General features: G+C 51.5%; 14 protein-coding genes. 9 read left to right on the forward strand and 5 right to left on the reverse strand.

From position 1 onward, the window contains the following. The first annotated feature begins 17 nt into the window (after positions 1–17). Together P9L94_14240 and P9L94_14245 are read left to right on the forward strand one after the other, a co-directional pair. Positions 18–407: a type II toxin-antitoxin system VapC family toxin gene (locus P9L94_14240; protein ID MDP8245239.1), complete on the forward strand. Its 390-nt coding sequence runs from the start codon at positions 18–20 to the stop codon at positions 405–407. Between the two features lie 129 nt (positions 408–536). Further along, positions 537–1787 carry a hypothetical protein gene (locus tag P9L94_14245; GenBank protein MDP8245240.1) on the forward strand — a complete coding sequence of 417 codons (1251 nt, stop codon included), beginning with the start codon at positions 537–539 and terminating at the stop codon, positions 1785–1787. Positions 1788–2188: 401 nt separating this feature from the next. On the opposite strand, the gene P9L94_14250 is transcribed toward P9L94_14245, so the two are convergent. Next, complete coding sequence (locus P9L94_14250) at positions 2189–3475, reverse strand: hypothetical protein (protein MDP8245241.1); 1287 nt, start codon at positions 3473–3475, stop codon at positions 2189–2191. Then, positions 3472–4203, reverse strand: coding sequence for a hypothetical protein (locus P9L94_14255; protein MDP8245242.1), 732 nt, complete (start codon positions 4201–4203; stop codon positions 3472–3474). Before P9L94_14255 ends, P9L94_14250 begins: the two co-directional genes overlap by 4 nt. Positions 4204–4367: 164 nt before the next feature. On the opposite strand from P9L94_14255, the gene P9L94_14260 reads away from it, so the two are divergent. Continuing rightward, entirely contained in the window at positions 4368–7088 is a 2721-nt protein-coding gene (locus P9L94_14260) for a VCBS repeat-containing protein (protein MDP8245243.1), read from the forward strand. Positions 7089–7230: 142 nt separating this feature from the next. Here P9L94_14260 and P9L94_14265 read toward each other — a convergent pair whose 3' ends face one another. The 3 genes from P9L94_14265 to bioF form a co-directional block, all read right to left on the reverse strand. Then, complete coding sequence (locus P9L94_14265; GenBank protein ID MDP8245244.1) at positions 7231–7542, reverse strand: hypothetical protein; 312 nt, start codon at positions 7540–7542, stop codon at positions 7231–7233. 65 nt (positions 7543–7607) lie between these two features. Then, positions 7608–8990, reverse strand: coding sequence for a hypothetical protein (locus P9L94_14270; GenBank protein MDP8245245.1), 1383 nt, complete (start codon positions 8988–8990; stop codon positions 7608–7610). 210 nt (positions 8991–9200) lie between these two features. After that, entirely contained in the window at positions 9201–10373 is a 1173-nt protein-coding gene (gene bioF / locus P9L94_14275) for an 8-amino-7-oxononanoate synthase (protein MDP8245246.1), read from the reverse strand. A 297-nt stretch (positions 10374–10670) separates the two neighbouring features. On the opposite strand from bioF, the gene erpA reads away from it, so the two are divergent. The 6 genes from erpA to P9L94_14305 all read left to right on the forward strand — a co-directional run bounded on the left by erpA (position 10671) and on the right by P9L94_14305 (position 18804). Continuing rightward, entirely contained in the window at positions 10671–10997 is a 327-nt protein-coding gene (erpA, locus tag P9L94_14280; protein ID MDP8245247.1) for an iron-sulfur cluster insertion protein ErpA, read from the forward strand. 21 nt (positions 10998–11018) lie between these two features. Then, entirely contained in the window at positions 11019–11627 is a 609-nt protein-coding gene (locus P9L94_14285) for a MarR family transcriptional regulator (protein MDP8245248.1), read from the forward strand. Positions 11628–11875: 248 nt separating this feature from the next. Beyond that, positions 11876–12886, forward strand: coding sequence for a sigma 54-interacting transcriptional regulator (locus P9L94_14290; GenBank protein MDP8245249.1), 1011 nt, complete (start codon positions 11876–11878; stop codon positions 12884–12886). Positions 12887–13068: 182 nt separating this feature from the next. After that, positions 13069–15009, forward strand: coding sequence for a hypothetical protein (locus P9L94_14295; protein MDP8245250.1), 1941 nt, complete (start codon positions 13069–13071; stop codon positions 15007–15009). Positions 15010–15098: 89 nt separating this feature from the next. Then, the gene (gene pilM, locus P9L94_14300; protein MDP8245251.1) at positions 15099–17195 is read left to right on the forward strand and encodes a type IV pilus assembly protein PilM; all 2097 of its coding nucleotides are present in this window, start codon (positions 15099–15101) and stop codon (positions 17193–17195) included. A gap of 49 nt (positions 17196–17244) precedes the next feature. Beyond that, the gene (locus P9L94_14305) at positions 17245–18804 is read left to right on the forward strand and encodes a tetratricopeptide repeat protein (protein MDP8245252.1); all 1560 of its coding nucleotides are present in this window, start codon (positions 17245–17247) and stop codon (positions 18802–18804) included. Positions 18805–18847 lie beyond the last annotated feature (43 nt).

The following is an 18847-nucleotide window of genomic DNA, read 5'->3' on the forward strand; positions in this document are numbered from 1 at the left end:
TCAGGCCAACTTTATACATGCTTGATACTAACATCGCGAGTTTTATGATTCGCGGCGGCAACCCAAACATTCGAAAACGATTAAACAGGGTCCCATTGAGCAATGTTTGTGTATCGGTAATAACACAAGCCGAATTATTGTATGGAATCGAACTCAAACCCGAAGCGATTAATCTTAAGAACCTGGTTCGTGAGTTTTTGTTACGGCCAGCCATTTTGCCTTGGGATGAACGGGCGGCAATAGAATATGCTGTTTTGTGCGCGAGTTTAGCCAGGGCGGGGACGCCGATGGGGAATCTGGATACTATGATCGCCTCCCATGCTTTATCGGTAAACGCTACTTTAGTCACAAACGATAATTCCTTTAGTCGTGTTGTTGGGCTTAAGGTCAAAGATTGGTCAAAATAGTTGAATGCAGAATAAAAAGATTCATGTCCTGAAATAAAACTAATATCCAGCCCCTCTCAATTTTTCATTAGATTTCTTTTATACTAATCCTCTCAAGATTTGATTTATTTCTTTTAGGGGAACCTTATTATGCCTGTTCCATTTTCTCGTTTAGAGTTTGCGGTGCAACGCATCGTACAAGAGACGCCCATCGTCGATATGCACACCCACCTCTATCCGCCCTCCTTTGGCGGTCTGCTGTTGTGGGGCATCGACGAGTTGCTCACCTATCATTACCTGATCGCCGAAGTGATGCGCGTCGCTGAGATCAACTACGATGACTTCTGGAAGATGAACAAAACCCAGCAAGCCGACCTGATCTGGGACGAACTCTTCATCAAACGCGCTCCCATTTCCGAAGCCTGCCGCGGCGTCGTTACCGTGATGCGCAATTTGGGGCTTGACCCCAGTACGCGTAATTTGCAAGAAGTGCGTGATTATTTTCACGAGGCGGACGTGAACGAATACATCGAGTTGGTGTTCACCAAAGCCAACGTCATGTATGGGGTGATGACGAACGACCCGTTCGACAAAACCGAAACGCCATTTTGGGATTCCATCGGCGGCAACCACCCGCGTTTGCAAGCAGCGCTGCGGATTGATCCGCTGTTGATTGCTTGGGACCAGGCGGCGGACACGCTGCGCGAGCAAGGCTACGAAGTCGATTCGACGCTGAATGAAAAAACCTACGCCAGCGTTCGCAAATTTCTCGCAGACTGGGCCAAAAAAATGAAGCCGCGCTACCTGGCGGTTTCGCTGGGGCCTGACTTCGTCTACCCCGATGATTCGGTCACAACCAAGATCATCGACAATTGCATCTTGCCGTTTACCCGTGAAGCGGGCATTCCATTTGCGCTGATGATTGGCGTGAAGCGCTCGGTGAATTCTAAACTGAAACTGGCGGGCGACGGCGTGGGCCGCGCCGATTTGAGTTGCCTGGAAAACTTGTTAGATAAAAACCCGGACAACAAATTCTTCGCCACCTTATTAAGCCGCGAAAACCAGCACGAGTTTTGCGTGTTGGCGCGCAAGTTCCCCAACCTGATGCCGTTCGGCTGCTGGTGGTTTATGAATAACCCCAGTTTGATTGATGAAATCACCCGCGAACGGTTGGAACTTTTGGGTTGGAGCATGATTCCCCAACATTCAGATGCGCGTGTTCTCGATCAACTTTTGTATAAATGGCCGCATTCGCGCAATATCGTCGCGCAAGTTCTAATCGAAAAATATCAGGATATTGTTGACTCTGGTTGGAAAGTGTTTGAGTCGGAAATCCACCGCGACGTTTCTCGGTTGTTTGCGCAAAACTTTGAAGATTTCGCTCCGGCGATGGATGGGTAATTCTTTTATAGTGGTTGCCAGAATACGGTGCGGATTGAGTTTCCATAACTGTATCTATCGCTGAGCCCCTGCCTGCGGCGGGCAGGCTACGGGAGGGCTTTACGCACATATTCATGACAAACGCTCAAAAATTCATCTGGAAATAATGATTTCGAAAAAAGTTTTAGTTTGTCAAAAATGAACAAGCCAATGCTGGCATGGGTGCAACTCTGGGAGCGCCTGTGCAATAGGGCCTGAAGCCCGCACCGAAGCGAGCAAAGTTGTACCCATGCAATGCATAACGATGGATACACTTTTTTTGAAATGGCTATATCTATAGAAAGAAAAAGGGGGCTTTTCGCCCCCTTTTTTGTTTGCCGTTGTGTTTTTCGTTATTTCGTGTGTCAGACTACGCGAACCGCTTAGTCTGAGGGTTTGATTGAAGCCTCTTGTTTTGTTGCTGATAGAATTTTTTCTTCCAGATCATGCAGGCGTTCATTAAGCGATTCGTCATACTCATCCTGCAGCGTTTTAACATGGCGGTAGACATTAAACGCGCCGCCCCATTCGTCTTTATCATAGAGCAGGTCGCCGTAACGGCGCCAAAGGTCGGCGTTCTGCGGTTGGCTTTTGAGATCAATGATGAAATTGGTCTCGTCGCTTGGATTGATCTTCTCGGCTTGCTCGCCGCTTTGACGATAAAGCCGCAAGACAAACGGGTTCCATTCAGAGGGGAAATGCGACGCAAAGACCGCTGCGTTGATAAGCGCGGGGTCTTTGTCAAATTCAATATCGCCGAATGCAGCCGTTTTGATTGACGCTGCGACCTCGCGGTCGATGCGGGTCAAGTTATGATTGGTAATGTCATTGCGCAGGGCTTCGATCAGGCGTTGCATTTTTTCATCTTCGCTTACGTCTTCCTGGGGCGCGTTGGCCTCGCTCGGGGTGACGATCAACTTTTGCCCGGCGCCTTTCATGCAATCGGGGTAATGCAGCAGTCGGAAAAAGCGCAGCCCGAATGGTTTCTTCACGCGCTCGAACAGTTCCAACGCGCGCATGGAGACGGACAAGAAAAAGTCTTCGCGAATGGTTTTGACGTCCTCGAGAAGTTTCTTCCAATCGGCGTCGCCAAAGGTGTCGTCGAGCATAGTGGAATAACGAAACTGGTGAGGTTCTTTGCCGTCTACGAAGTCAGTAACTTTTTGCGCAATCTCAAGCGAGTTGCCAAGCGACGCGAGAACAATGGCGCGAATGACCGGCGATTCGGTGGGATTTTGGCCGGATGAAATCGAAATGGCAACGCTGGCGGCGGCCCACAACAACACGCGTTTGATGCCTTTTACCTTGGTCTGTTTGGCGACCGCTAACAGAAAATCCAACACCACTTGCGGTTGGATGTGCGGCGCAATTTGTTGGATGAGTTGGTTGTAATATTCTTCATGTTCGATCTGGCGGCCCGACAACGAGGCGCGGCTTTGCATCTGGCTCTCGAGGGTTTGGGCCATGGCCAACATCTGAAATGGATGATAGAGAATGCGCCGCAACGACGGGTGTTTGCGCAATTGCTCTTGCAAGGCGGGCAGGTTGCGCACCGCTGCTTGCGGATCGTCGAGTTCTTTTTTTATAATTTCATTTTCTTTGTCAGACAGAATATGATGCAGCGCATGGGAGCCAGCGCCGCGGCGGCCCGGTTTTTGTCGCTTGTTCATGGAGTCTTGCCTCCTTGCAATTCTTCTATATATCGCCGAAACGCGCCGCTGCCTGCTCGTGGCTTTGGAGTGGGCGGGCCGCGTCGAATCGGTGGAGTTGCACTTTGGATTTGCGCACTGGTTGCATTCAAGACCGAGTTGTTTCCAGAGTGTAAAGATTCAAGCCCTAGCCTGTCGAATTGAGAAGGGCTGTCAGTCGGTGGAACACTCTCAACCTCCGATGGAACGCCGGAGATGACCCAGCGCATTGAAGTCGCCGCTTTGCCGTACAACCCATTGAGAACAAAGTCGCGGGCGGTTACGCCTGGCGTCAAGACAAATGACAGATAGGGCATGTAGTTGGGTTGGTTTTGTACCGGAATCGGCATACGCAGATACTCGCCTGCTGCGTCGCCGACAATGAAGTGCCATTCGCCGTTTTCTTGCGCTTCGAACCCGAGAATGTAAGCGCCCGGGTCGATGAAATAAGTCCCTAATTTGAGTTGGACGTTGGTTTGCAGGGTCGCCATGCGCGGCGACAGAAAGCGGTTCATGTCAGTGGCGTACCGCACGGCGCCGTTGGCCCCGGCGTCGCCCCAATATTGCGCCTTGAAGCGTACGTGTATCTTGCCGCCGTCCCGTGTTTCTAACATACTGCTGATGGTCGGGACGTCAGCGTTCGCGGGGCTGAGTTGTGCGTGAGTGGATGCACAAAAAATCAGTGCGATGATTCCAATGGCGGTCCTCATTTGATATCACCCTTGCCTATCCGAGGTTTTTTGCATTGTACCATTAATTGACGGGTTTTTGGATCGGGTTTACTTTGATCCTCCCAAAAAACAATCATTCTTTGCTGATAATTTTCTCGGATTACGATATTATGACGATATTCGATTTGAATTGAAATGAACGTATGAGATCGACACTTCTTTTCGTTGTCTTGTTGGCGGCGGCGCTGACGCAATCGGCCTGGGCGCAGATTACCCTGCCGGTTTTTATTCCCGACCCAAACGGGCCGACATTTCTCGAACCGCCGCGCATTGTCTCCATCCCGCCAGTTAGCGCGCAAAGCGAGTTGGTGGTGAATGATATTTCCAGCGACGGGCGTCTTGAGTTGTTCGCGACGATATTGGGGCAATCGCGCCAGATTCAAGTCTTGCAGGATTTTGGTAGCGTCGATTTCGGTCTGCGTTTATCGCTGCCGTTGTCGCTTGACCCGGTGAAGATGCTATCCGTCCCGATGGATGGCGACGGCGTCAATGATTTGGTCTTGCTCTCCAAATTCTTTAATCAGTCCGGTAACCGCATCGAAATCATTCGTTTTGCCGGCGGCAACCTAAGCCCGGACCAATTTGAATTTCAGACGGTGTTTGAGTTTCGCGGCGGCGGGACATTCGAATCCGATTTTTCTCAACTCGCGTCAGGAGACGTAGATAATGACGGCGACGTCGATTTGATTTACCACATGGTTTCGTTTGACGCCGGAGAAGATTCTCGAACCTATTTGTTGACGAATTTTGGCAAAGGGCAGTTTGAAGCAAAATTATTAAATTTGAAAAACTTGAGTGACCGCAATTTATCGGCGAGTTATTTTCTCATGCGGGATTTAGATTTAGACGACGACTTAGACCTGATCGTATGTTTGAATACCAATTTTCAGGGTTTGCCCGCCGATGTGCAGCCCGTGCAAATTTATGAAGGGTTCGGCAATGGCGAGTTTCGCTTCGTCGCGCATTTGTCTTTTCCCTCGTCTCCGCTCAAGGTAGAAACCGTTCAACTCAATGACGCTTGGCCTGACCTGCTTGTGTTTGATTCAGACTTTACGTCGGAAGCGTCTGTCCATCATTTTCAACAAAACGCGCCGTTTCAGTTTCATTTGATTGACACCCAAACCGCCGGGCGCCGGGCAGCTGATATGGCGGTAGCCGATTTCAACCTAGACGGTACGCCTGAGGTTGTTGTTCCTTTTACTGAATTCTTGCCGGGCGGGGCTGTCGGTAAATTTCGCATCTGGAAGTTTCTTGATCCTTTCTCCGGCGCCAAAGAGTCGCTTGATATTGAAATGCGTTCTTCGTCGGGCGTGTCGGTGTTTCCTGGCAAAGTCTCGGTGGCGAAAATCAATAATGATGCGTGGCCTGATCTGGCATTTTTGGGATCACCCTTCACCGGAAACAGCAGCGTGATGGGCGTATTATTACAGAAATTGGTGTTTGTGACTCCAACCCCTGGCGGCTCGTTACCGCCAACCGCGACGCCGACGCCTGTGCCAACCGTGACGTCAACTCCCGAGCCGACGGTCACCTCGACGCCTGTACCGACTCTGACCCCAACACCGCCGCCGACGGTCACCCCGACGCCTGTTCCAACCATGACGCCAACGCCGCCGCCGACTGTCACCTCGACGCCTGTGCCAACCGTGACGCCGACGCCAGAGCCGACGGTCACGCTAACGCCTGTTCCAACCTCGACGCCAACGCCGCCGCCGACGCCAACGCCGCCGCCGACGGCTACTCCGACGCCCGTACCAACGATGACGCCAACGCCGCCGCCGACGGTCACCTCGACGCCGTCCGGGTTTGATCCAAACCGCTTCTTGCAGAGTTTTGTTCGCATTGACCGCTTTGGCAATAAGCGAAGTTGGACCGACATCACCGCGACGGATTTTGATCGCGATGGTCAGGATGAATTGGCGGCGGTTTCTGATGATGACGACCGTTTACTGGTGGTGCGTTGGAACGGCGCAGACGAATTTTCAGATTTCGCTGAACGGGCGATTCAATCCGATCCGGTTTCGATTGCGGTCATGCCGCAAAATCGCAGCCGCTTGGTCGCGGCTGTGCGTCGGGAGCCTCGTTTGGCGTTCATTGACTATCAACCCGGAAGCGGTTTGCAATTGGTGGACGAGTTCCTGCTGGATGAAGAACCCGCTCGCGTGTTCGCAGCGGATGCGGAAGGCGACGGCGACGCCGACCTGTTTTCTATCAGCGCGTTTGTGGGACAAATGACAGTCTTCTTGCAACAAGTAAATGGCTTCGATGAAGGCGACGTGAAAACCGTTGGAGCAGGCCTCATTGACGCCGATGCGGGCAATGTTCTTGGAGACGCTTCAGCCGAGATCGCCTCTATTTTCTCGAACCGTTCTGAGATGACGCTGTTTCAGTTAATCGGCGGGCGCTTTTTGTTCCCGGCTATTACCCGAAACATGGGCGCGGCCCCGGGCGCGGTGCGCATCGCAGATTATGACGGAGACGGTTTCAATGATGTTGCAGGGATGAACCGCAACGGAAATACCATCACGCTTTGGTTGAGCAATACGCTGCAGGGGTTGCAGCAGCGTCTCAATCTGCCTGCCATGCGGCCTGCGCGTATGGCAACGGCTGACTTGACGGGCGACGGCGCCGCCGACCTTATCATCAGCCAGTCTGACGGCTCTTCGGTTCGGATTATTGCAGGCGGTTATTGGGACCAACCAGTCGAGTTCCCAACCGTGCTCTCGCCGCTTGCCGTGACCTCCGGCGATTGGAACCAAGACGGTCGTTTGGATTTCGCCGCCGCCAGCGACACCCAAGACGCGATGACGATCTATTTGTCGATCCCGCCCGCCAGCGCTGACGATTGGCGCATTCACGAGTAGACGCATATCTGTTGCGCGTTGTCGTGTTGATCCCCCCGACGCTTCGCGCCACCCCCCTTAAAAAAGGGGGGCTAGGGGGGATTGATTTCCGATAAACCTCAAGCAAGGACTCGCCCCACGCGCACTCCATTTGGCGCTATGGTTATTTCTTCGGTTGGTCTAATTCATCTGGCTCGTCGAGTTCAGGGTAGTGTAAGCGGTCTTCTTCGCGGGGGGCGTCGCCTGCTTTGCGTTCTTCTTCGCGTTCCTCTAGAATTTCATTTCTTGCATTTCGGGCGTCGGTTTCAAAAAACGAATTCAACTCGTTCAATGCGTTGCCCACGCCAGACCCGCCGCCGCCGCTCTTGCGATAATAAACCCAGCCGCGGTCTTCCATCCATAACATGAGCCGATGGGCGCTGTATCCAATCACAACGACTGCGCAGAGAGATGCGATGACAATAATTGTATGCATAGGCCGCGTCCTTTGACGTATAGGTAAACTCTAATACGAAAAATTGGCGGCCTTGGTTCCGTTTTTTATTGGATCCCGCCGAAAAATGTGAGATAGGGTTGGGCGTTGGCTTCGCGCAGCAACAACACGCCCAGTTCACGCGCATGATAATCGCCCCACATCGACGACTCGCCGTAGGGGATTTTGCTGCCCGCCGGGACGTAATCCCAACCGTTGGGGCGGTGGTAGATTGAATGCAGAATCAATCCCTGATGGTTTTCATCGGTGGAGAGATAGGGTTCTGAAAAGACCGTGTTCGCAACCGTCAACCCGGCGTTGCGGTAATTGGCGGCTTCGTTGGTTTTGCCTTTTTGTGTGAGATAATTGCCCAGGCGAACCAACCCTTGCGCGGCAATCGCGGCGGCGGAACTGTCGATTGGTTCGTGATCGTTGTAAGGATTGGAAGCCTTGTTTAGATAATCGCCCAGATTGACCAGACCCGGCGCGCCTGTGTCCCAATAGGGGACGCCGTCGGTCGGCGTATTTTCAATATAAAAGTCGCAGGTCGCCAGCGCCGCCTCTAAACATTCTTCGATGACCGCGGTCTTGCCGCCGTGCGTTTCGAACGCCTCCGAGTCAAGCGTGTCCAGATATTCCAATTCTTCGGTAAAGCCCAACATCGCCCAGGCGAGGCCGCGCGTCCAAGTGGAGAAGGGCGAGTATCCTTGCTGCGAACTGGGACAGCGGAAGTTGCCGTCGTTGCAATTGAAAACCGCTTCGTGGACGGTGCGTCCGCGCAGGTCGTATGAATCGCGCCCGGTTCCATAATAAACGCTGAAGCGGGCGGTGTTGCGGGCGTGGTAAATCAACCGGTCAAGCAGCGAGACCGGCTTGTCGTTTTCATCCATCAAGACATGGCCCAGTTGGTGCGACGCCGCCAGCGCGCGCATACTGCGAATGGTATCGACGAACAGCGAATGCGGCCCGTTGAACGAATAGACATAGCCGAAACCGTTGGCGGTTTTTGACCAGCGCATCGCCTGGACGGCGCCGGTGCACTTGACCGCGAGTTGGTAGAATTCGCGCTCTCGCTGGTTATCTTCAATACGGCCTTCGTTCATTAGCCGCAAGAGGTTGCCATAGGTGGAAATGTTGTTAAATCCGTGGTCGTGGACGCCGCGATGGGTGATGTGAGGCGCCATACGTTCGACGGTATCTTTGCGGCCTGATTCAAGGAACTCGGTTTCGCTGGTCGCGTCGAATTGCAAAATCGCCGAGCCGTACTGAAAGCCTTGCGTCCATTCCGTCCAACCGCGCGCGGCGTAAAGCCCGCTGACGGTGAAGACCGGCGCACCATTCGCCGGGTCCCACATCGTATCAATGCGGCGGATTTTTTCCGCTGAGTATTCAAACATGCGCTCGACGGTCGGTTTGAGAGACGCCGCAGACAGATCGGTACGAATTTGCATAATGCACCCCCAGGTTACAAACGAAATCCCCCCGTTTTCAGAGAGGGGAATGAATTATTGTCATTGCCAAACGACTGTGCGGATTGAATCGGACAATAACCACGTTTTCCTTGTGATTTTTGTCGATTCTACCTGAATACAATACAACCAGATTCATGGCAACTATCCTACCAACATTCTAAACAAATGAGCGGCTCGATGCGAGGGCTGTCAAGATTCGCTTGTGGCGACGCGCGCGATGATTTTCGCTGCCCGTTTTAAATCAGCCGTCGTATGTACAGCCGAGACGGAGACGCGCAGCCGGGCGGCGCCTTCAGGAACCGTGGGAGGCCGAATGGCGGATGCGATGATGCCCTCGTCCCGCAACCGACTGGCGCAGTCAAGCGCTCTCTGGTTGTCGCCAAGATGAATGGGGATGATCGGCGTCAGGCCGTCGGAAATCTCAAGCCCTTCTTTCTTGAGGGCGGTGCGCATGGTCTTGATTGCCTTGCGCAAATTTTTGATGCGTTGCGGCTCGTCTTGAATACGGGTAATGTTAGCGTGAGCGATGCCCGCCATCAGCGGCGATAGCCCTGTCGTATAAATAAACGACCGCGAATGGTTCACAAGAAAATCAACCACTTGCTTTGAGGCGCATATAAACCCGCCTTGCGCGCCGACCGCTTTGCTGAGGGTCCCCATCAGGATGACGTGCGGCTCCCACTTGAGCCGAAAATGCGCCCAGGCGCCCGCGCCCTTGGCGCCCAATACGCCGGAAGCGTGAGCTTCGTCAACAATCAGCAACGCATCATATTGTTTCGCCAACGCATTCAATTCGGGCAGCGGCGGGATATCGCCGTCCATTGAGAAGACGCCGTCGGTGACGATAATTCGCCGTCCCCGCTTCTGCGCCTTGAGTTGGCTTTCGAGATCATTCAAATCGAGATGTTGATAGCGGTGAAAGGCCGCGTCCGAAAGGCGGCAGCCGTCATAAATCGAGGCATGATTGAGTTTGTCGCCGTAGATTGTATCGCCGCGACAGCCCAGTGCGCTCAATAAACCGACATTGGCTTGGAAGCCGCTGGGGTATACCAGCGCCGCTTCGGTTTTCTTCCAATTAGAGAGAAGGCGTTCGAGTTCTGCGTGCAGCGCCAGGTTGCCGGTTATCAGGCGGGAGGCGCCTGCGCCTAGCGGCAGAATTTCGCTCAAAACGCTGATGTCTTCACGGCTGAACGGGTCAGTGGTGAAGCCGAGATAATCATTGGCGCTCAGATTCAAATAGCGCACTTCGCCGCAGACCAGATAGCCGCCTTCGGCGTTGTCATACAATGGAAGGCTTCGGTGCTGGGCATTGCTGCGGTCTGATTTGAGTTTCGCCTCAAAAAAAGAATTCCATTCACTCATATAAAATTTCGTTAAACCTTATCAATAAGAATTAAAAGCAGGCTTGGGCGCCTCTCTCCTCGCTTCAGTGCGGGCTTCACGCCCGGATTATTTCAGTTTGTACGAAAATAACGATAAGATCAACATGAAAAGTGATAGTTGTCAGGGAAATGTTCTTTAAACCGATACTTGACGCCGTCAAGTATCGGCGGTAGTATTTATGTTATACAGATTGAACGCTGTTAGATTCACAACATATTGTCAAAGAAGGGAAGTTATACGCAATATCTAGTTTTTGCGTATTTAAGGAGACCGAGAATGATTACTTTGACCGAAAAAGCAGCCAGTGAAGTGAAACGGTTGATCGAAGCGCAAAGTTTGCCTGAAGCGACTGCGTTGCGGGTTGGCGTACGGGGCGGTGGATGCTCAGGCCTCAGCTACTCGCTGAACTTTGACGCTGAATCAAAAGACAACGACCGCAGTTTCGACTGCAACGGCATTAAGTTGGTGGTTGATTCGAAAAGTTTTCTCTATCTGAGCGGAACGACGTTGGATTACGCTGACGGCTTGAACGGAAGCGGATTTACATTTGATAATCCCAACGCAAGCCAAAGTTGCGGCTGTGGTTCCTCGTTCTCTGCGTAAACTGATTTTTTAGGGGGATGAATGTCATTACATGATTCGGCGCAATCCACTCTCAGCGAACAACGCACCCGCGATCAATTGACGCGCGGATTGATCTTGTTCGCCGCTTCGGTGCGTCAAGCGACAAGCGGTGAATCGCTCTCAAAAGAACTGGCCCACCGGGTGACCGAATCGCAGGCGGATGCGCTGCGGTTTTTGGCGATGAATGACAACGTGACCATCGGTGAACTTGCGGTTGGGCTAGGGCATACCATTTCAGGCGCCACCAAAGCGGTCAATCGGCTTGAAAAAAATGGATGGGTGGAGCGCTTGCATGATCCTAACGATCACCGCACCGTTTATGTTCATTTGAAAAATGATGGAAAAGCGCTGGCAGATCAATTGCTGTCGCAAACCGAAGAACGGTTGCACCGGATTCTCACAAAACTGCGTCCCGAGACGCTGCATTTGCTGGGCCATGTGATCGAAGATTTTTTGACGGATTCTATCGACGACAAAGATGTTGCGACTAAATTGTGCGTTGCATGTGGGTTTGAAGGTGGAATGAACTGCTGCGAGTCGGATGTGAACTGCGTTGTGGCGCGTACGGTTCAGTCGATTGAAATTCCCGAAACGCTTGTCTCCCGCTAGTTGAGTTTCTTCTGTTTTTTTCATGCTTTATTAAAGCCTCCTAACCTTTTACATTTACTTAATTTGCATAATAGATTTACCTTTCGCTTTGTTTTGATTAATTGAAGCAAGTTTTTTTTCGACTTTTTTTAATTTTTGTGTAATGTTTCTTGACAGTAATCAAATTTTTGTTTATTGTGGTTTCTGGAATGGGACATCGAATATTTAATTGAATTGAAGTTCGGATGGATTTGTGAGAGTGAACTCCAATGACACGAAAACGTATTAGTTTTAGTCAGATCGTTTATAAAAGCGCAAAAGTAGATCAAATTGTGCGTACCGCACAGCGTATCGCCAATTCAGGCATGCTGGTTCTAGTTACTGGCGAAGATGGAACGGGGAAAGAAACGCTTGCGCAGGCGATCCACTTTGCCAGCGACCGTTCTGCGGGGCGCATCGTCTCTGTCAATTGCGCGGCGCTGCCGGATACGCTGTTAGAGACCGAACTGTTTGGCCATGAGAAGGGCGCCTTCACCGGTGCGGTGTATTCCCGTAAAGGGAAATTAGAACAAGCCCAAGGCGGGACCCTGTTCTTAGATGAAATCGGTGAAATGAGCGCAACGACTCAAGCCAAACTGTTGCGCGTTTTGGAAGAAGAAGTGGCGGAACGAATCGGCGGAGGAGAACCCCTCCCCGTTGATGTACGAATTATTACCGCCTCCAACCAGAATTTATTATCAATGGTGAAGGACGGCAAATTCCGTCAGGACCTCTACTATCGGTTAAAAGAAGTCCATCTCGATATTCCACCCTTGCGGGAACGAAAAGAAGACATCCCCGTGTTGGTCGACCATTTTATTCGGGTATATAACAAGCAATATCACAAGACGATTTCCGGCATCTCTGATGCGGCGCTTCAATTTTTGATGCGTCACGATTGGCCGGGCAACGTACGTGAGTTGCACCATGTGATTAAATGCGCGGTCTTGATGAACGACGCCCAAGACATGATCTGGTTGGAGCATATCCCGCTAGACATTCATTTGGCTGAATCGGCCCGCAAATCAGACGATGCGTCTGAAACCAAGGCGGATGAGTTACTTGAAATTTTATCGCTGGATGAATCGGAAAAACGTCATATCTTGCGAATTCTCGAGTTTACGCGCTTCAATAAGAGCCAGGCTGCGAATATTTTGAAAATATCCCGGCCTACCCTGGACCGGAAAATCGAGAAGTATCAATTGCATAACATTAAAGTTCAAGAAAAAATGAATGCGTGACGCCTGAGGCGTTCAGGCCAAAGATCGCTTGACAGGCGGCTGCCCCTACGATACTTTCCAAGGTTGAGCGGTGGTACAGTCTCAAACGCTTATGCGCGTTCTCCATTAACGGTTCGTATGACTCGTGCGTTATTTTGTATAGGGAAACCACTAACAGACCAAAATATGGAGACGCATGAATAATGATGGAACCTAAAAAACTAACCCGATATGTGCTGTCAATCTCGCTGGGCGTGTTCTCGTTCGCCCCGCTAGATGCGCTTGCGCAATATAATAACTACAGCGGCGGCGGTTATAACCAATATAACCAATCCGGCATTGGTACGAATAACGGCAACGCCTCCCAATTCAACCGGGCGGGCGGCTATGGCGGTCAGGGCGGTCAATATGGCGGCCAGGGCGGCTACGGCGGTTCCAGCCAATATGGCGGAAGCAGCGGTTTTGGCGGGGGCAGTTCGTTCGGCGGCGGCGGATTTGGCGGCTCTAGCCGATCAGGCGGTTTTGGCAGTGGTGGTTCGAGCGGCTTTGGCGGTTCGAGCCGAAGCGGACGCAGCGGACGTAGCGGACGCTCAAGTCGAAACAATAGCTACGGCAATCAGGATTATGGAAATAGCAGTTATGGCAACCAGTCTGGCAACAGCCGCAGCCGTGGGCGAGGCCGCAACAGTCAAAATAATTCCGCCAATAACCCCTATGGCGGTCAATTTCAAAATCAAAATAACGACCCAAATAATATCGGACAGACTCAGTCGAGCCGTCCGGCAACCGCAAACGCTGGCGCAGCAGCCGGACAGGGCGGGGCGCCGCAAGGCGGCATTCAAATTCAAGGGACCACAGGCGGCGGCGTTCCAGGACAACCTGGCAAACCCCAACAGAAAAACCGTAAAGCGCAATCAACGGAAACACAGTTCCGTACGCGTGATTCGGCGATGTTATATTTGAAGCCGTCCCGTTCGGTGAGTGCGCCCAATGAGCCGGTTACCGTTGATGTCATGTTGTCAAACACCGCCCGGGTTGAATTTGACGAACTGCGTTTACAACTACGGTTTGACCCCTCAATTGTCAAAGTGGTCCAAGCGGGGGATGACGGCGAATGGGCGGACGCGAAAGCATTGCGCGTGGTCCCGACCGAAGATGAGCAAACACGGTTGGATGAAGCGAACAACCTCTCAGGCAAAAAAACAAAATTTATTTTAGACCCGGCAAATAATAAATATGAAGTTACGGCGAACGAAGTCAAAGCCAGCGAAGGCGTCATTGACTTCAAAGTAAACGCTGTTGATAAATCCGGCAGCGATACGGGAATCCTGGCCCGCTTCACTGCGATTCCCCAGCCGGGAAACGATATGGTCAGCATCGGGTTTCAGTTTGCGGACGTCTCTAGCACTAAGGTTGCGACGAAAGATTCATTACTTACCTATCTCCGCTTAGATGGAAAAGACCAGTTAGGCTCTTCGTATGACCCGGCGGACGGCGTGATTAGTTTGGAAGTCTCGATTCTTGATGGAGATGAGGACCTCTCCTCCCGCAATCAGATTACCCGCGCGGACCGCGAACGTCGCTTTGACGGCGAAGATGATGGAACCGGGATGGTGCAATTGCACTTGCTCAACCAGGAACCAGTCGTCGATGTTGGCGATACGGTTGAAGTGGATGTATATTTGCAAAACCCTGACAATGAAGAATTTGATTCGCTGAGTTTATTGGTTGCGTTTAATCCCCGGATTTTAGAACCCATTGACGGCGACGAAATCGCTTCAGGAATCAATCTGGATGAGTCGGAAGGCAAGGCGAAATTTTCGTTTGATTTCCCGTTGCTCAACTCCGTTGACTCTGAAAAAGGCTTAATTGATTTTCGTCGGCGAAGTTTAAATAAATCTGTTTCTCAGCAAGGGGTGGTCGCCACTGTGCGTTTTCGGGCCGTTCGCCCGACCAAAAAAACTACTTTCCGTATTTTAGTGAATGGCAAAGGCGAAGACCCGACGACAGGCGTCTTTTTCCGTGGACAAGACCGTTTAGGCGCCTCTATAGACCCGTTTGACGGTTTTACGACAACTTCGATCTCAGTACGTCCAACCATGGCGTATTTAAATAAACTGCGTAAAAGCAGCGGCAACGGTTGATCGCTAACCCTTCCTATCTCTAGGGAGTTTTGGTAGAATCGCCGACGGTCGCCGCCCCAAACTAAAAGGCAGCGAAGGCAGCGGGGAGCATGGCTAAAAATCCATTACTGGTTATTGATATCGGGCAAAATCGAGTCAAGGTTCTCGAACTTGCTCTTAGCGGGAAGTCCGGGGTTAAAATCGTTAAGTCCGGGTCTGAAACATTATCGTTAGACCCAAAAGCAGAACAAGCGGAAATTTATCAACGCATTCAAGAAACGCTTCCGCTGCTTCTGCAAAGCCTCGGCATCAAGCAAAAACGCGCCATCGTCAGTCTTCCAGGACGGGCCGCGTTTACGCGCCGCTTACAGGTTCCCGTGGTTCGCGGGCGTCAGTTAAATCGCATTATCCGCTATGAGGCCCGCCAGCATGTTCCCTTCCCGTTGGAAGAGATCAACATGGACTACGAGGTCGGCAAGCGCGATGAGCAGTCTGCTGAACTCGACATCAACCTCGTTGCTGTCCGAAAAGAGATTGCGGACGGGTATGTCCGCGTCCTGAAAAAATGCGGCATTCGCGCTGACTTGATCGAAGCCGCGCCTCTCTCCATCTATAACGCCTACGCCGCTACGCCTCACCGCGACCCCGAAGAAGTTACAGCGGTGGTTTCGATCGGCGCGTCCAGCACTGATATCGTCGTTGAACAAAACGGCAAGATGCAATTCATGCGCAGTGCACCAGTCGCAGGCGCATTTTTAACGGAATTGCTTGTCAAAAAATTTGATATTACCGCAGAACAAGCGGAAGAGTATAAATGCAAACAGGCCGACCAATACACCGGTTCGGATGTAATAACCGCCGAAGACGTTGCGGGCGTGTTAGAAGGCGGGTTTGAGCGCATCGTAACCGAAGTACAGCGCTCGTTCGATTTTTACGTCAGCCAGCCTGACGCGATGCCGGTGACCCGCGTATTTGTGTGCGGCGGCACTGTCAACATGGACGGCGTGGGCGAATTTTTAGAAGACCGCCTGGGCGTTCCCGTCTCTCAGTTGGATACGAGTGAAATTGAAGGCATCGAAGCCAGCCCTGAGAATGCGGGTGCGCTGAATAATGAAGCGGCCTTGGCAGGCATGGCGGTCCGTGTTGGAGGGCGCGCCGCTTGTGCGCTGAGTTTTGCTCCAGCATCGGTAAAGCAGCGTCTTGAACTCGAACGGCGTACGCCGATTCTTTCCGTGATGGGCGTTATTTTAGTCGTCATGCTCGCAGGCGCGGTTTTCGCCTTGAATACCTGGGTCGAAAAACAAGCCCAAGCGGTTGAGCAGATGCAGCAAATTATCAGCCCGGGCGATCTGGCCAACCCTGAATTAAAAAAACAACGCGAAATACAAGATAAATATAACAACCGCTATTCGCGCATCTTCCAGGTTGCGAGTAAGCGCGGCGTTTTGAGCCGCATTTACCTCGAAGTTCAGGAAATGCTCCCTCAGGATATTTGGCTTGATTCCATCGACGTGAAAAGCGACCGCCTGACCATTGAAGGCCGCGCGTTGAACGATATGAAAATCGCCGCGTATATCCAAAACCTTTCGTTGTCGCCGTTTTTTGACAACGAGACTGTTTTACTTGAAAACGCGGTGTATTCATCTGATTCAAGCGGCGACTCGTCGCAGGTTGAATTCACCATTCAAATTGTCGCGTTTAATGATCCAACGGATGCTGAAATCAAGTTTATTGATGAACTTCGCAGCCGGATGGCGGACAGCACGATTGTGGCCATTCGGATTATCCGGCCTGAAAATTCAGCGCCGGACGCTGATGCGTCTCTGTTGGTTGGTTTGTATCAAACCGAATTTTCTGACGACAAGAGCCGCTTGGCCCTGTTCAATAAAATTGACAAGGCATTAGCCGCTGCTCAGTTCGACGTCGTCAAAACGATTGAACTGCGCATGCACGGCGGCAAGAACGATGAACGCGAACGCATGATTATTACCCGCGACAAACTCGCGAACTTTGGGGAAGGCAGCCTTGGCCCCGAAGAGTTTAAGCAAACATTTACGTTGGTTACGCCTTCACCCAGCCCGACCCCTTCGCCAACGCCGACGCCAGACCTCGAAGACGGCGACAGCAGCGGCGGTATGTACGGCGGTATGATGTACGGCGGCATGATGGGCATGGGCGGTATGGGCATGGGAATGATGGGTCAGTAAACCGGCGGTCGATACTCGCAAAATCGCGGATTGAGAATGAGGTGCTCCATTGGCTGGTAAGAAAAAGTTAAAAATTGATAAAGAGGCGCTGCTGGAATTTGCGGCCAAAAAGAAAGACCAACTCTTTCTTGGGGTGCTGGTTCTTGCATTACTCGGCGGCGGTTACTACATCTATACGCAAACCTCGATGTCGGTCAGTCAAATTATCGACACCGCGAAGGAGGGCGGCCCTGGCGGGGGCGCTACTGCTGGCGGTTCAGACATCGTCAATCCTGAAGAACTGGTCACCTTGCTGACCGCAAAGCGCTCTAAGGCAATGTATCAGGTCGAGCGTAACCCCTTCGGTTCGCCCGAAGAGCAATTGCGCATGCGGCAAGAAGTCGATGCATCCTATCAGCGCGGCGTGGACTTGTTTAATAATGGGCGTTATCAAGAAGCCATCGAACAATTCGACCGTGTCATTCAGCTTGATGTGACCGAGACGCGTATCAACTATCCCGTTCTTCCGTCTGAATATAAGCGCCGCGCCATGCAAGAAAATGCGCGCAGCAACTTAGATTCGATATTGACCAGCGCTCAAAATGACATCAACGAAGGCGACCGCCTCGCGCAAGGCAATCAAACCGAAAAAGCCATTGAAATGTATAACAGCGCCAGTTCAAATTTGGCTTCAGTGATTGACTCTGACCCAGAAGGCGCAGTGATCGGCGTTGAGAACCTTACCAAGGTCAAAACGCTGGAACAACAAGCGTTTAAAAAGTTCATTGGCCTTCGAGGAAAATCTCTCCTTGATGATATCAAGAACGAAACCGCTCTCTCCCGCCAAGTCGTGAACGGGCAAGATTTTATCGCCATGATGAAGGCGGCGATTTCCTTACAGCGATTGCAAGTTGAAATTCAACAAATTGACCCAAACGCCGAACTGGTCAACCGGACTTCGCGTACGCAGGTCAATGCGCTGACGACGCAGTTACAAAAGAAAATCCAAGACAATACCGCAATGTTGGTTAATCAGGCTGTTCAGCAGTTCCAGCAGGCGATCCAAGCGTCTGATTTGGTCAAATCCCGTGAAGCATTAGCGATTCTCGTACAGGCGCGTCAGTTGAACCCGAAAGACGAGCAATTGACTGAAAATTTAAAAACTTTTGTCGCGCAGCGCGCCGATCTGGTGATTCAATCAGCGCAAGATTTTGCCGTCAAACAACGCGATATCGTTGCGAAAGGCGATTACGCAAACTTTGATATCAACAACCGCGATTTGTTTATTGTTGAATTAAATGGCTTACTTGAGCGTAGCGCCAATTTAGATGAAACCAAGCGCGGTGAAGTTTTAAGTGCGCTTAACGTATTGAAACAACTGAAATTGCCGCCAGCGTTGACGCAGAAATATGAAATTCGCAGCGTTGAGTCAATGGGCAACAGTTTCAAAGTGATCGTAGTGGATAAAACCAGTTCCTCTTCTAAGCCGAGGACGCTGATTTTACGTGAAGGCAGGCCTGACACCAGCACCAAGATTCAACTCAAGCAAGTTGACACTCAAGAGGGGTTTGTTATACTCTCGAGGCCTGATTATATGGACGCGAAAGTCCCTCTGTCGAAAACAAACTAAGGGCCGTATTTTTTTGATTTTCGCGTGAATGCTGTTTGTCCCT

Source organism: Candidatus Hinthialibacter antarcticus, from assembly GCA_030765645.1.
Taxonomy (GTDB): Bacteria; Hinthialibacterota; Hinthialibacteria; order Hinthialibacterales; family Hinthialibacteraceae; genus Hinthialibacter; species Hinthialibacter antarcticus.